We start from the raw sequence: 14353 nt of genomic DNA, 5'->3' as shown, positions 1-14353 counted from the left end.
TCCTGAGTCCGCAAGCGCAACTTAGTCTTGCGGGACCCTTCCGGTTTAGTTTAATTACACAACATTTATAGTCTAGCACTACAGTTCATAATCAGGTTTTGCCGGCTGCCCTCATTTACCTGAGGGTTCGTGCCGTCCTACGGGCATCCAGGCAGGAAGGGAGGATCCATGTTTTTCGTAGTCTCAGCGACACATAAGGCAGAAATGGCACAGGAAAGGCAACGTCTGCAAGAGTCATTTGCCGCCTACATTCACGATCCCACCCATCATCCCGATGTGACGATACACCATGGCGGGCAAACGCTCAACGAGGGTGACCGGTCCGTCACCGGTTTTGTCCTCGTGCTCGAGGCGCCCTCGATCGAAGTGGCACGGTCATTCGTCGACGGCAGTCCCTATGCCCAGGCGGGCACCTTCGCCGAGTCTCACGTCCGCCCATGGAACTGGTTGACCGGACGGCCCGGCTGAGCGCATCGTAGCGCCGCTTAATCCAGGTCCGTTCCACGGTGGATTCCGTGCATTGCCAGGCATTAGATAAACCGGTATGCGCATACCGGCCAGGGGAGTTCCGTGAGCAGCCGTGACGCGCAAAGCGCTTCCAATGTTCAATACGAACCCCACGAGCATCCTCCGGCGCTTGTGTCTCTGGGAAGCGGCCTGCAACTGGTCGTTCTCGGCATTACAAGCATCATCTTCATCCCCACCATCATCATCCGGGCCAGCGGCGGAACCGAGGCGTACCTTTCCTGGGCCGTGTTCGGCGCCGTCGCCGTAAGTGGGATCTGCACGGCGCTGCAAGCCGTCAGGTTCAGCCGGATCGGTGCGGGATACCTCCTCTTCATGGGTCCCGCCGGAGCCTTTATCGGGGTCTGCGTCAGTGCCCTCGTCGAAGGCGGTCCGGCGCTGCTCGCCACCCTGGTTGTCGCATCGTCGCTCGTCCCGATCGTGATATCTATGCGCCTGGCCCTGTTCAGGCGGCTGCTCACACCGACCATCGTCGGTACCGTGAACATGTTGATACCGGCGACCGTGCTGCCGGTCGTGTTCAGCCGCCTGGCCGACGCGCCGCAAGACGCCGCGCTAAGCGCACCGCTCACCGCGGTGGCCACGGGTCTGGTCATCGGCGGCATTTCCCTCACCGCCGGTGCCACGCTGCGTTTGTGGGCTCCGCTCATCGGGGTGATCGTGGGGTCGGTCATCGGCGGATCGATGGGTCTCTATGACTTCGGCCTGATCGCCCGGGCTCCGTGGATCGGTTTGCCGGAGGGCGGATGGCCGGGTATCGGTTACGACCTTGGATCGGCCTTCGTGGGACTGCTGCCTGCCTTCGCTTTCGTGGCCCTCATCGGCGCTATCCAGACGATTACTGGTGCCGTCGCCATCCAGCGCGTGTCGTGGCGCCGGCCGAGAGCCGTGGACTACCGGGCGGTGGAGGGTGCGGTGACGGCGGACGGTATCGGCAAACTGCTGTCAGGCGTTGCCGGGATCGTGCCGACTCAGACCATCGGCGTCAGCGTACCGACCGTTGAGCTGACCGGGGTCGCAGCCCGCCGCGTGGGCATCATAGCCGCCGGCGTGCTGATCGTGCTGGCGTTCCTGCCCAAGTTCCTCGCCATGATCCTGGCAATTCCCAGCGCGGTCGTGGTCGCCTATCTGACCGTCGTGCTCGCATTGACCTTCGTCCGCGGGATGACCGAGGTGGTGCAGGGCGGGATCGACCATCGCAAGGCGCTGATCGCCGGCGTTGCCTTCTGGGTCGGCGTCGGCTGCCAGAACGACCTCCTGTTCCCCGAGGTGCTCGCGGTGCTGGGCGGCGGCCTGCTGGCGAACGGCATTACGGCCGGAGGTATCATGGCGATCCTCATGACCCTGTTTCTGGAAGCGACGGCCCCGCGCAGCAGCCGGATCGAAGTGGAGCTCGACCTGTCCGTGCTGCCGAAGATCAGGGCGTTCCTCGAGGCGTTCGCAACCCGCAACGGCTGGGGACCGGAGATGGTCGGCCGTCTCGACGCCGCCAGCGAGGAGACGTTGCTGACGCTGATCGAGCAGGACGAAGGCCGGGAGCGCAGTGAGCGGCGGCGCCTGCTTCTGAAGGCGCGCAGGGAAAGCGGCGGCGCCGTCCTTGAGTTCATTGCCGCGGCGGGCGAGGAGAACGTTCAGGACCGGATCGGACTGCTGACGGACCGGCCCGACGACGTGTTGATGGAGCGGGAAGTCTCGCTTCGGCTGTTGCGGCATATCGCGTCCTCCGTCCGCCACCAGCAGTTCCACGACACGGATATCGTTACCGTCCACGTAAAAACACCCGAAACGGGCCGGGAAAACCGTTAGGCCCGCAACCGGGAAAACCGTTAGGCCCGCAACCGGTAAGCGGTTGGTAGAAGCGCCGAAGCCAGATCGGGAAGTCCCTGACCGCACCGGCGACGCAAATCATGAGACACGAAGGATGAAACTCGAAAAAGCGGGCGAGGCGGAAGGCGCCTGCGTACCAAAAATCGCCGGCGTTCCGGGCGAAGCCGGCGTTCCGGGCGAAGCCGGCGTTCCGGGCGAAGCCGGCGTTCCGGGCGAAGCCGTGGCACCCGTCAGTCCACCGACGCATGAAACAGAATTCGAACGGGCCTGGACCGACCCGGGCAACACCCGAATCGAGCTGGCTCCCGTCGATATCAACAGGACCCTGGCCCGTTATTACCGCACGAGCAAACCGCTCTCATTTACCCGAACCATGCTGTGGGACATGGAGACAAAAAAGGCGTTCCGGCCCGATCTCTATATCCCTTCTGTAGTTAAGCAAGGAAGTTCCCAATATTGGAATCGGCAGGATTCGGCCGATGGCGCCGAATCCTTCGTGCGATGCTCGCGGCAGCGCCTCTGGCTTGTGCCGTCGGAGCACGGGTTGGTCCTCGAACGCGTATTCCTCAACCCCGGGCGGCAGCGCGTCACATTCATAGGGACGGCGGAACTGCTCGGCAGGGAAGGGAATCCGCTTCGGGCCAGCGAGGGACAGCCGCTCTTTCACGTTGAGCATTCCGTCGATGGCAGTGAATCGCGACCGCTCAACCTGTGGCGCATCGTTTACCTCACCGATGGACCAAGTCAGCAACTGATCGATCGATTCACGAGGACGAAGGACGTGTGGCTGCGGGAGTTCGTCGAAATCTACATCCGCAGGGACCTGAAGATCGAGCTGAACCGGAGGGAACTCCCCGGATGAAGATCCAGGACATCCGCCACGTGGGGTTGCTGTCACCCGCGATCGCGTCCCATGCAAGGTTCTACATCGAGGCCTGGGAACTCCTGTCGGTCGGAGAAGGCCGATCGACCGGAGAGGGCCGGCACGCGCAGTATTTCCACGGAGCGTCGGCCGATCACCATATTCTCAGTCTGCATGCGTCGGAACGGCGCGGGCTGCACCACCTGGCCTTCAGCGTGGACGGATGCGATGCGGTCGACGCGGCGGCCACCGAACTCGAAGGCCGGGGAATCACCTTCGTGGCCCATCCGGGCGACCTGGACAAACCGGGCGGCGGGTACGGGTTGCGGTTTCTGGACCCGGAAAATCGCTGCATTGAGCTGTCGGCCGCCGTGACCCGACACGCGAACGGAGGGTCCGACGAGCGCGATGGACCCGGTGAGCGTGATGGGTCCGACGAGTGCGATGGTCCCGGCGGGCGCGATGGGTCCGACGAGCGCGTGGCGCCCGACGAGTCTGATGGGCTCCGCCGGTTGTGCCACGTGGGTCTCAACACGGCGCGGTTCGATCAGATCGTGGCGTTTTACACCGATGTGCTCGGGTTCCGGGTTTCGGACTGGATCGAGGACCGGATGGTCTTCCTGCGAAGCGGCCGGAGACATCACGCCATCGTGTTCACCCGCGCGGATCACGCATCGGTCAACCACGTCGCGTACGGGATGTCCGGCGTGGACGCCGTGATGAGAAGGATCTCCAACCTTCGCGCCCTGGGGCGGGAACCCGACTGGGGACCGGGGCGCCACGGCCCGGGCAACAACATCTTCTGCTACTACACGGATCCGGCCGGATACGTGATCGAATGCTCCAGCGACCTGGTATACATCGAAGACGAAGTAACGCACGAACCCGCGGTGTGGCGACGGGGGCCGGAGACACTGGATTACTGGGGTACAGCCGGGGCACCCGATCCGGATGTTCGGAAGGCGATGGCCGGCGACCCGGATCCCGGCTGGACTGCGCAAGGTCTCGTCGAGGATTGACAGGGGGATGGACGAGGTGAATCTTATTGTGGAAACGGACCTGGAAGTGCATTATATGAGGGAAGTGTATGGCGGGTCGGCGTCTGTGGAAGGCGCCCGCCGGCTGAATCTGAACGACTCGTTTTGAGGAGACGGTTGTGTTCGAAGCATTGATTGCCGCAGCAGGACTGCAAGACATCCACGAAAAGGTCGAAGCGGGCGAGCGGCTTTCGGCCGACGACGGGAGGCGGCTGTACCGGAACGGAAACCTGCCCGCCATCGGCTACCTGGCCAACCTGGTGCGCGAGCGCATGCACGGCGACCGGGTGTACTTCGTGCGCAACCAGCACCTGAACTACACCAATATCTGCAACAAGAGTTGCCTGTTCTGTTCGTTTTACGCCCTGCCCAAAGACCCCGAGGGCTACGTTCTATCGCCCGACGACATACGGGAGCGCATGGAGACCTACGCCGAGATTCCCATCTCCGAGATCCACATGGTCGGGGGCGTGAACCCGAAGTTGCCCTACGACTACTACCTGGACATCGTCCGGGTGATCAAGGAAGTCCGGCCCGGGGTGTCCCTCAAGGCCTATACCATGATCGAACTCGAGCAGATCCGGAGAATCGGCAAGAAGTCCATGGCCGAGACCCTGGTGGACCTGAAAGAAGCCGGAGTGGACGCGCTGCCCGGCGGCGGTGCCGAGGTCTTCAGCGAACGGGTGCACGAGGAACTGTTCCAGGCCAAGTCGGATTCGGACAAGTGGCTCGAGACCGCGCGCGTCGCTCACGAGGTGGGCCTGCCGTCGAACGCCACCATGCTGTACGGTCACGTGGAGCAGACGGAGGAAAAGGTATACCACCTCATCAAACTGCGTGAACTGCAGGACGAGACGAACGGCCTGCTGGCCTTCATCCCCCTGTCCTGGCATCCTGAACGTACGGCGATCGAGCACCTGCCGGGACCGACCGGCCAGATGGACCTCCGGGAGATCGCGGTAGCCCGGCTCATGCTGGACAACGTGCCCCACATCAAGTCGTTCTGGATCATGAACACCCCGGCGGTGACGCAGGTATCGCTGTGGTACGGTGCGGACGACATGGACGGCAGCGTCCTGGAGTACGAGATCACACGAAACCCGATCACGGACCGCATGCAGGCCCTGACCCACACGCAGATGCTCGATATGATCAGCGAGTCGGGGCGGCAGCCCGTCGAACGCGACGCGCTCTACCATATCGTCGACCGGCCCGAAACAATCCGTCCGGCCTATATGGAGACCGCCAACGGGACAGAGGCTAACGAGGCAAAGACCGCTGCGGCTACCGCCGGGGCTGAGGCCGCCGGGGCAGAGGTCGCCGGGGCGAAGGCCGCCGCGACACCGAGCCAGGGTTAACCTACATGATCACCGATATCGCTCAAAAAGTCCTGTCCGGAACGCGGCTGACTGCCGAGGACGGGAGTCGACTGTTCCAGCACCCGAACGTCACCGAGCTGGGCATGCTGGCCGATCACGTGCGCCGGACCAGGCACCCCGAACAGGTGGTCACCTACAACATCGGCCGGAACATCAACTACACCAACGTGTGCTGGGTGCGGTGCAAGTTCTGCGCCTTCTACCGCCCGCCGGGCGACGGCGAAGGATATACGCTGCCGGACGAGGAGATCTTCGCAAAGGTCGAGGAACTGATCCGCGTCGGCGGAGATACACCGGAATCCTGCGAAATCCTCATGCAGGGCGGTTTGAACCCGAAGCTGAAGATCGACTACTACGAACGGCTCTTCTCGGAAATCACCCGGCGCTATCCCGCGGCCTATCTCCATTCGCTGTCCGTGGCGGAAATCGTCTATCTCGCCCATATATCGAGAATCACGGTCGAGGAAGCGCTGATTCGCCTGCGCGCGGCCGGCCTGAAATCCCTCCCGGGCGCCGGCGCCGAGATCCTGGATACCGAGGTGCGCGACGCCATCGCCTTCCGCAAGGAAACGGTGCAGGAATGGCTGGACGTCCACAGCCTGACCCACCGCCTCGGCATGAAGTCGACGGCCACCATGATGTTCGGATCGGTGGAAACCGTCGAACACCGGTTGAATCACCTCCTGCGGGTCCGGGAGGTGCAGGACGAGTCTCTGGCCCGTCATGACGGCTACTTCACCGCCTTCATCGCATGGAGCTTCCAGCCGGAGGGCACGGAACTGCCGGACACGCGAAAGGCGACCGGGTACGACTACCTGCGCACCGTGGCGATCGCCCGGCTCATGCTGGACAATATCGAGAATGTCCAGGCGTCCTATGTGACCCAGGGGCCCAAGATCGCGCAGATCGCCCTGGGTTACGGGGTGAACGATTTCGGCAGCACGATGATGGAAGAGAACGTCATCAGCGCCGGAGGCACGAGTTTCGTGATGCCTACGGTAGAGATCGAGCGCCTCATCAGCGACGCGGGATTCACGCCGCGACGGCGGAACACGCGTTACGAGTACGTTGAAAACGGCACGCCGGAAAAGCAGGAAGCCACCGCGTAATCGCGCGGGAAGCGGTGTCGGATACAACGGGCAGCGAATTCCGACGGCAGCGACTTCCGAGACGGCAACGACTTCCGTATGGCCAACAGCACCCGCATCTACGCCGTCAGTTTCCTGAATTCCCGGGCCTTGACCTATGGCCTGGAACACGGTGGGCAGGATCACGGATTCGAAATCCGCTACGATATCCCTTCGGTGTGCGCCAAGCAAGTGAAGGACGGCGGGGCCTCGGCGGGCGTCATTCCGAGCATCGAATATGCGCGCGCCGGGGGCGAATACTTCATCGTGCCGGAGATCGCCATCGCGTCTGACGGCCCGGTTGGCAGCATCCTCCTGTTCCACAGGGTACCGGTACACCGGATCCGCAAGGTGGCGATGGACGCAAGCTCCCGGACCTCGGTCGCCCTGGCGCGGATCGTCCTGGAGGAGAAGTACGGACTGGACTTCGAATCCTTCGACCATCCACCGGACGTCTCCGCGATGCTGGAAAGTGCGGACGCGGCCCTGGTCATCGGCGACCCGGCCCTGGAGTTTGCGGACCGGCCGGAACCGCGGCTCGACCTGGGGGAAGTCTGGCGGGAACTGACCGATCTCCCCTTCGTGTATGCTTTCTGGGCGGGCAAGGACGGCGGTCTCACCCCCGGTGAGGTCAAAGGGCTGATCGCGTCGAAGGAACAGGGCGTGTCCGCCCTGGACGAGATCGCCGAGTTGCACGCCGCGAACCGATCCCGGCCCTCGACTTTTTACGCGTCGTACCTGAAGGACAACCTGGCCTACGACCTGGGTGACCGCGAGCTAAGCGGGCTCATGGCGTTTTACAGCCTGGCCCATTCCCGCGGCCTGATCCCGGACGTGCCGGAACTGCGTTTCTATCCGCGTCAGTGAAGGAGATGACCATGCCATCGAAAACGACGGTCGGAATCGGTACGGGAAGCAACCGCCGGGAGAACGTGCGGACGGCCGTGGAACGCTCCGCCCCGCAACTGGCCTCGCTCATGCGTGAAGAGGTCATGCTCAAGCCCAATTTCCTCTCCGGCACGAACCCGTTGGTATGCACCCACCCGGACGCGGTCCGCGGCGTGCTGGACGTGATCATGACCCTGCCCGAAAAGCCCCGGCGGGTCCTGATCGCCGAGGGCGGCAACGAGACCGTACCCGGGGAGTGCTTCCGCCACATGGGGTACGCCGACATCCCGGACGAATACGACCTCCCCATCGAGCTGGTGGACCTGAACCAGGAGACACGATGGCGCAACACCCGGGTGTACATGGTGGACGGCACCTGGACCACGGCCAGAATGCCTCGTTCCGTACTGGACTGTCCCTGCGTCATCTCGGTCGCCGTGGCCAAAACCCATGATGGCGCCATGGTTACCCTGGCGCTGAAGAACCTCATCATGGGCACGATCCTGAAGAAGGACCGCATCAAGGTACACGGCTACACGACCCACCATGACCGGCGCCACCCCCAGGAGGCGCGGGCCCTCAGCAGGAACCTGATCCGTCTTGCCCGCCATCTCTATCCGCACTACAGCGTGGTGGACGGCACGGTGGGCATCCAGGGGAACGGTCCGGGCGGCACCGACACGGTACCTCTCGGGCTGGCGGCGGCCGGGGAAGACACCATCGCCGTGGACGCCGTCATTTCGAAGGCCATGGGTTTCGAGCCCCTGGAAGTGGGCACGGTCTTTTACGGGGATGCCATCGGGCTCGGCGTGGGCGACCTTTCACGCATCCGCGTCGCGGGCGGCCGGCTCGATGAGTTAGCGCAGTCCTTCAAGGGCCACGAATCCATCGACCTGCAGCGCCAGTGGGCCATCGAAGGCGCGTGGGAGACGGCGGCGGTCGGTGGCTGAAGCGGCGGTCGGGAAGGCGCCGCGGCGGGCCAAGCAATCCCGAGGCGGTTGAACGCGGTCGGTGGCTGAAGCGGCGGTCAGTGCCCCGGAAGCGCGTCCACGACGCGAAGTACTTCCTCTTCCGTGTTGTAGAAATGCGGGGAAATGCGAATCCCGCCTCCGCGGCGCGCGCCGATGATCTGGTGGCTCCGCAACGTGCGATGCAGGGCTTCGGTCTCGTGTACCGGGCTGTCGAACGTTACGATGCCCGACCACTCGGATGCGCCCCGGGGACTCAGGACGCGGTAGCCCGCAGTGCGCAGCCCGTCGACCAGCCGGTCGGTCAGCAGGCGCAGCCTCTCCTGCACTACCTCGATACCCACCTCCAACAGCAAATCCAGGGAAGCGCCCAGCGCGTGTATGCCCAGCGTATTGTGGGAACCGCACTCGAAGCGCCGCGCCGTCGGCGCCGGCGTGGGATCGTAGGCATCGTAGTTGCCAGCGTCGGCCACTGAATTCCATCCCACTTCGTAGAGCCTCAGCCGTTCCGTCTGGTGCGGCGCGCAGTAGAAGATTCCGATCCCTTCCGGACTCAACAGCCATTTATGTCCATCGGCCGTGAGGAGGTCGATGGACATCTCCTCCAAGTCCACCGGCGTCTGTCCGAGGGACTGTATGGCATCGACGACGAAACAGATGCCTTTCTCACGGCACAGCGCACCGATCGCCGCAAGGTCGTTGCGGAATCCGTTGCCGAACTCGACGTGGCTGATGGAGACGGCGCGCGTCCGCCCATCGATCCTTTCCGCGATCGAATCTACCGTGAGCCGGCCGTCCACGGATTCGACCATCCGTGTTTCCACGCCGTATTGGGCAAGATTGTACCAGGGATATACGTTCGAGGGGAATTCCAGGTCGTTCAGGACCACGTTGTCGCCTGAACGCCAGTCGATGCCGTTGGCGGCGAGACACAGGCCTTCGGTCGTATTCTTGACGAAGGCGATCTGTTCAGGTCTGGCGTTAATGAGGCGGGCGGCCCGCGACCGGGTCGTCTCGATGGCGGATTCCCAGTCGCGATAGTTGGAGGCGGCGTGCTCGTTGAAGTCGTCCACGTAGGCGCGCACCGCATCCCGGGCGCGCGTGGGCAACGTGCCGACCGCCGCGTGGTTCAGATAGGTGCAGTGATGGACGACAGGGAATTCCTGTCGGATGCGGTCCAGGTTCAATTCAGGCCGGTCCGGTTCGACGGGACTGGGCGCGGCGAGGCAGGTAAGGGGGCCGAAACGTGCAGCACGGCCGAAACATACAGCACGGCCGGAACGTGCGGCACGGCAGCCTGATCGACGACGGTCCGATCAGAAACTTGCCGCGGCGTCCTCCGCCGATTCGAATATGTTGAAAACGGCGTCCAGGCGAGTGACGACAACCAGCACGTTGTGGGTCCGTTCACTCAGGTTGGCCAGCTTCAGGTCGCCTCCGGCTTCACGGAGGGTCTTGGCACTGCCCACGAGCGCGCCGACGCCCGAACTGCTGATGAGGTTCAACCTGCCCAGGTCGACGACGGCACTGTTGGTGCCTTCGGCCTTCAACGCCCTTACGCGGTCATGAAATGCGGACACTTCGGGATCGCCCAGGAAGCTGCCGACGAGCTCGATAACCGGTACTCCGTTAATCCTGCTTTCGTTCATTGCATGCCTCCGTCTATACGCTGCTTAAGTAAAAACCAGCCATTGGATGGTGTAACATTAAACACCAGGGACCCGGTTTCCGCAAGGATAAATTACGCAGATCGCGGTGGACACGAAAGGGACGCGGACAGCGCGAAAATCGGAGCGGACGACCGGTCGTACAGCCGGTTTCGCCATTGGCCGGAGCGTTGGCCGGACGGTCATGGGCTCGACGTGAAAACGGCGGTCTCGGCGCCCTTGGCGCTATAGCCCGGGCAGTGCCCGTCCTCGATGTAGGGACAGGGACTCCGGGCGATGATCACGCGGACGCCCGTTTGGCGCAGGCCCCGCCCGATCACGTCGCGTGCCCGGGCCACGTCCAAGGGATCGATGGTCTCGTTCAGCGAGACCGGGCAGGCTTCCACGATACTGTCGATACTGAGCGGCATCGTCACGCGGCCCGGTTCGGAGCCTCCCAGGTTGGGCGTACCCTGAAACCCGGACAGGGCCGTCGTGGCGTTGTCCAGGATGAGGATGAGCAGATCAGATCCCTGGTGGGCCACGTTGAAGAGCGCGTTGGCGCTCAGGTGAAAGAAGTCGGAATCCCCTACGACGGCGATCACGGGGTCGGTCACACCGGCCAGGACGAGACCCGATGCAATGCCGATGCTCGATCCCATGGAGTACTTCACGTCGAGCATCTCGAAGGGCGGGGTGGCGATCTTGATCGCGCAACCAGGGTCCACCACGTACACCGGCGACAGACCGGATCGGACGCTCAATTCACGCAGGATCTCAAACACGGGCGTATAAGGACAGTTCGCCGGCAGGCCCGACTCACTGGGCAGGTCCTTGTGTTCGGCCTGTGGCGGGAAGTCGCGGTCCGGCTTGAATCCGGGGACGAAACCGGCCAGGGCCTCCGCGATCTGCCCGCGGAACAACTCCCCTTCCCGCGAAACGGCCCCGTCCTGTTTGCCGCTGATCGGCGTCGAGAGCTTCGCGTCATAGGAGACCGATTTAATCAACGTTTCAAGAAAGGGTTCGTTCTCTTCCAGGACCAGGACCTTATCGGTGGACCGAAGAAAGCGGGTGATCTGACCGGTGGGCAGCGGCCACAGGGTGGACAGCTTGAGGATGGACAGGCCGGAGGAATCCACCCCTCGAAGCACATCCATCAACTTGGTGTGGATCACACCCGCGGCGATGATGCCGGTCTTCCCCGTGCCGGTGACCTGGTTGAAGTCCGTGGATTCGAACTGCAGGGCGACTTTATCAACGCGTTCATGCAGCCGGCGGTGCAACTGCACGGCGTTTCCGGGCACCGATACCCACCGCATGGGATGCCGTTCGAAGGCATGGGGCCGCACGGGAGCCGCGGGGGGTATTTCCGGGGCTTCCACTTCTTCTTCCAGCGCGCCGTACGTCTTCGTGATGCGCACGATGACGGGCATCTGCATCTCGCGGGACAGGCGGAAGGCTTCCCGCGTCACCGTGATCCCTTCGGAGGGCGTCGCCGGTTCCAGCATGGGCAGTTCACTACCCCAGGCGATCGGCCGGGTGTCCTGGTCGTTCTGGGTGGCCCAGGCGCCTGGATCGTCCCCGAGCAGGATGACGAGACCGGCGCCCACGTCCGTCAGGTTGGCCACCATGACGGTATCCAGGGCGACATTGAACCCGACGCCCTTGCAGCCCATCAGGGCCGGGACGCCGCCGATGGAAGCGCCCACCGCCGTTTCGAAGGCGACCTTCTCGTTGGTGGACCATTCCACGTACAGCCCGTGGCTCTCCGAAAAACGGCGCAGAAACTCGATGGTACTGCTGCTCGGTGAACCAGGATAGCTCGCCGCCACCGCGACGCCCGACTGCAGCGCGCCGAACGCGATGGCCTGGTCACCGGTGATACGCATCCGGGCCATGTAACGCTCCCGCAAGGGTAGATCCATGCCTGCGCAAGGGCAAATCCATGCTTGAAAGAACGGGTGAATATAGGTTTTGCGGCCCCTGCCGGTCAAGCGATATCCGTCGCGGAGAACCGGCCAGAAACCGCTTGCGACCGTTCCGCCGTCCGGCTATATTTGACGCGTTTCCCTTTAAGGTTCAGCACCGGGACAGGATGCACCCGGACCGCGTGACATGGGACCGCACGACGCGGGTACGTACGCGCCGGTCCTCCGGTGTCACGCATTTTGCTCCGAAGATCCACGCAGGCTACGGAGATGCGGAGATGGCAAAACAGCGTCAGGCTTCCGGACGGAAAAAGGCGGCGAAAGACAGCCGTACGGGACGGACCAAGCAGTCCGCGAGGATGGCGGGCACCATCGAAGATCTGGACGGGATACTGGCCGGCGCAGGACCGGCCGAGGTGGGCAACGAGACGTACTGGCAGGCCGTGCGGGCCCAGTTTCCCTATAACGGTTCCATACACTACACCAACAACGGGACGATCGGCATCCTGCCCCACATGGTCCTGCAGGCCCAGATCGCGGTCCTGAAGGAGACGGAGATCCAGGACGGGGATACCGGGGGCGTCGCCTATCCGGCGCCGCACGAGGCCCACGAGAAGCTGGCCGCGCTGATCAACGCGGAACCGTCCGAGGTCGCCATCACGAGGAATTCGACCGAGAGCATGAACATCATCGCCCTCGGCCTCGACCTGAAACCGGAAGACGAGATCCTGACGACGACCCACGAGCACTACGGCGGCTGGTCCTGCTGGCAGCACCGGCACGCACAATTCGGCAACCCGATCAGGAAGCTCGACCTGTACGATCCGCCGGAAGACGAGGACGAGATCGTCCGGCTGTTCGAGGAAGCCATCCGGCCGGAGACCCGCGTGCTCAGCTTCTGCCACGTCACCTGCACGACGGCCTGGCGCCTGCCCGTCCGGAGAATCTGCGCCATGGCCCGTGAGCGCGGGCTCATCACCGTCGTTGACGGGGCACAGTCGGTGGGCATGATCGGGGTCGACGTGAAGGATCTCGGCGGCGATTTCTATGTGAGCAGCACGCACAAGTGGCTGTTTACGCCCAAGGGCACGGGCCTGCTGTACGTAGATGACGCCGCCCAGGACAAGATCGGACTGGGATACTACACGGGCGGCGGCCGGCCGACGGCGAGGCGGTTCGAGAACAACGCGTCCCAGAGTCACGCGCCGCTGGTGGGATTCGCCGTGGCCGTGGACTTCCACAACGCCATCGGCACCAGCCTGGTCGAGGACCGCGGCGCGGCCATGGCAAAATGGCTCAAGACACGTCTGTCCGACATTCCCGGCGTCCGTGTCTGGACGCCGATGAGCCGCGCACTGTCCGCGTCCATGGTATCCTTTTCCATCGCCGGCATGACCTCCTCAGACGTGGGCACGCCGCTCCGGGAAAGGTACCGGGTCCACAGCCGCGGTCTCTACGAAGGGGGCTATCACGGCGCACGCATTTCCTGCGCCATGCACAACAGCTATGAAGAAATGGAGCGAGTCGCCCGCGCCGTGGGAGAAATCGCGTCGAATCGGTGCTAGGCAAACCGGTCCTGACGATACTGAAGAACCGGGTTCAATCAAGCGTCCGTCAGCACAGGAGTGATTAACAACAGGTGCAAATAACGCGGGAGAACGAATCATGTCCGATACCGCACTTACTATAAAGTCACTGAAGGAACAGTTGGGGAATGCGTTCGCGGAGAACGTCGTCCTCCGCATCAAACGGGACGGCGAGTACGCGGAATTTACGGGGTCGGAAGCGGCCCGCCGGGCCGACGCGCTTGCCGGACTGCTCGCCTCACTCGGCCTTCAACGCGGCGACCGGGTAGCGCTGCTGGCGGCCAACCAGCCCGAATGGGGCATCGCCTACCTGGCCATCGTCGGGCACGGGATGACGGCCGTACCCATCGACCGCCTGTTGAAGCCCGGTGAATACCAGCGGATCCTCGAGGATTCCGGCGCGCGGGCCATCGTGGTGTCGGACGCCTTCCGGGACGACTTCCATTCCATCGCCGGTTCCCTGCCCGAACTCAAGCACGTGCTGAGCCTGGAAGAGGTGATGGCCAGCGAGACCGATACCGCCGCGCCTGACAGCCAGGTCGAACCGGACGACCTCGCCGTCCTGATCTACACCTCGGGG

13 protein-coding genes are annotated in these 14353 nt (G+C 63.5%); 10 read left to right on the top strand and 3 right to left on the bottom strand.

The features are described from left to right. The first annotated feature begins 168 nt into the window (after positions 1 to 168). The 8 genes from OXH56_01715 to OXH56_01680 all read left to right on the top strand — a co-directional run bounded on the left by OXH56_01715 (position 169) and on the right by OXH56_01680 (position 8595). The gene (locus OXH56_01715) at positions 169 to 468 is read left to right on the top strand and encodes a YciI family protein (protein ID MCY3554016.1); all 300 of its coding nucleotides are present in this window, start codon (positions 169 to 171) and stop codon (positions 466 to 468) included. 102 nt (positions 469 to 570) lie between these two features. Further along, complete coding sequence (locus OXH56_01710) at positions 571 to 2331, top strand: hypothetical protein (GenBank protein ID MCY3554015.1); 1761 nt, start codon at positions 571 to 573, stop codon at positions 2329 to 2331. A 115-nt stretch (positions 2332 to 2446) separates the two neighbouring features. Next, positions 2447 to 3214: a collagen-like protein gene (locus OXH56_01705; GenBank protein ID MCY3554014.1), complete on the top strand. Its 768-nt coding sequence runs from the start codon at positions 2447 to 2449 to the stop codon at positions 3212 to 3214. Next, positions 3211 to 4233 (top strand): VOC family protein, encoded by a 1023-nt coding sequence (locus OXH56_01700; protein MCY3554013.1) that lies wholly within the window; start codon positions 3211 to 3213, stop codon positions 4231 to 4233. Before OXH56_01705 ends, OXH56_01700 begins: the two co-directional genes overlap by 4 nt. Before the next feature lie 137 nt (positions 4234 to 4370). Continuing rightward, the gene (locus OXH56_01695; GenBank protein ID MCY3554012.1) at positions 4371 to 5609 is read left to right on the top strand and encodes a CofH family radical SAM protein; all 1239 of its coding nucleotides are present in this window, start codon (positions 4371 to 4373) and stop codon (positions 5607 to 5609) included. A 5-nt stretch (positions 5610 to 5614) separates the two neighbouring features. After that, entirely contained in the window at positions 5615 to 6739 is a 1125-nt protein-coding gene (mqnC, locus tag OXH56_01690; protein ID MCY3554011.1) for a dehypoxanthine futalosine cyclase, read from the top strand. Positions 6740 to 6817: 78 nt separating this feature from the next. Next, positions 6818 to 7624, top strand: a complete 807-nt coding sequence (locus tag OXH56_01685; protein MCY3554010.1) for a menaquinone biosynthesis protein — start codon at positions 6818 to 6820, stop codon at positions 7622 to 7624. A gap of 11 nt (positions 7625 to 7635) precedes the next feature. Continuing rightward, positions 7636 to 8595: a DUF362 domain-containing protein gene (locus OXH56_01680; protein ID MCY3554009.1), complete on the top strand. Its 960-nt coding sequence runs from the start codon at positions 7636 to 7638 to the stop codon at positions 8593 to 8595. A 77-nt stretch (positions 8596 to 8672) separates the two neighbouring features. On the opposite strand, the gene OXH56_01675 is transcribed toward OXH56_01680, so the two are convergent. From OXH56_01675 to OXH56_01665, 3 genes are all read right to left on the bottom strand, one after another. Then, positions 8673 to 9800, bottom strand: a complete 1128-nt coding sequence (locus OXH56_01675; protein MCY3554008.1) for an aminotransferase class V-fold PLP-dependent enzyme — start codon at positions 9798 to 9800, stop codon at positions 8673 to 8675. A 129-nt stretch (positions 9801 to 9929) separates the two neighbouring features. Then, the gene (locus OXH56_01670; GenBank protein MCY3554007.1) at positions 9930 to 10262 is read right to left on the bottom strand and encodes an STAS domain-containing protein; all 333 of its coding nucleotides are present in this window, start codon (positions 10260 to 10262) and stop codon (positions 9930 to 9932) included. Between the two features lie 200 nt (positions 10263 to 10462). Next, on the bottom strand, positions 10463 to 12157 hold the full coding sequence (locus tag OXH56_01665) for a thiamine pyrophosphate-dependent enzyme (protein MCY3554006.1): 1695 nt from the start codon (positions 12155 to 12157) through the stop codon (positions 10463 to 10465). A 308-nt stretch (positions 12158 to 12465) separates the two neighbouring features. Between OXH56_01665 and OXH56_01660 the strand changes: the two genes are divergently transcribed. Together OXH56_01660 and OXH56_01655 are read left to right on the top strand one after the other, a co-directional pair. Beyond that, positions 12466 to 13752 carry an aminotransferase class V-fold PLP-dependent enzyme gene (locus OXH56_01660; GenBank protein MCY3554005.1) on the top strand — a complete coding sequence of 429 codons (1287 nt, stop codon included), beginning with the start codon at positions 12466 to 12468 and terminating at the stop codon, positions 13750 to 13752. A 100-nt stretch (positions 13753 to 13852) separates the two neighbouring features. After that, on the top strand, positions 13853 to 14353 hold a 501-nt coding region (locus tag OXH56_01655; GenBank protein ID MCY3554004.1), incomplete at its 3' end, for a class I adenylate-forming enzyme family protein.

The sequence above is a fragment of the Gemmatimonadota bacterium genome (assembly GCA_026702745.1).
GTDB lineage: Bacteria > JAAXHH01 > JAAXHH01 > JAAXHH01 > JAAXHH01 > JAAXHH01.
The sequence above is the reverse complement of the archived record's forward strand: the minus strand, read 5'-3'. Positions and strand labels throughout refer to the sequence as shown.

Bases quoted from the DNA above. Each gene is read 5' to 3' on its own strand.
- OXH56_01715 (MCY3554016.1), top strand. From the start codon at position 169: ATGTTTTTCGTAGTCTCAGCGACACATAAGGCAGAAATGGCACAGGAA.
- OXH56_01705 (MCY3554014.1), top strand. From the start codon at position 2,447: ATGAAACTCGAAAAAGCGGGCGAGGCGGAAGGCGCCTGCGTACCAAAA.
- OXH56_01700 (MCY3554013.1), top strand. From the start codon at position 3,211: ATGAAGATCCAGGACATCCGCCACGTGGGGTTGCTGTCACCCGCGATC.
- mqnC (MCY3554011.1), top strand. From the start codon at position 5,615: ATGATCACCGATATCGCTCAAAAAGTCCTGTCCGGAACGCGGCTGACT.
- OXH56_01685 (MCY3554010.1), top strand. From the start codon at position 6,818: ATGGCCAACAGCACCCGCATCTACGCCGTCAGTTTCCTGAATTCCCGG.
- OXH56_01680 (MCY3554009.1), top strand. From the start codon at position 7,636: ATGCCATCGAAAACGACGGTCGGAATCGGTACGGGAAGCAACCGCCGG.
- OXH56_01670 (MCY3554007.1), bottom strand. From the start codon at position 10,262: ATGAACGAAAGCAGGATTAACGGAGTACCGGTTATCGAGCTCGTCGGC.
- OXH56_01665 (MCY3554006.1), bottom strand. From the start codon at position 12,157: ATGGCCCGGATGCGTATCACCGGTGACCAGGCCATCGCGTTCGGCGCG.
- OXH56_01660 (MCY3554005.1), top strand. From the start codon at position 12,466: ATGGCAAAACAGCGTCAGGCTTCCGGACGGAAAAAGGCGGCGAAAGAC.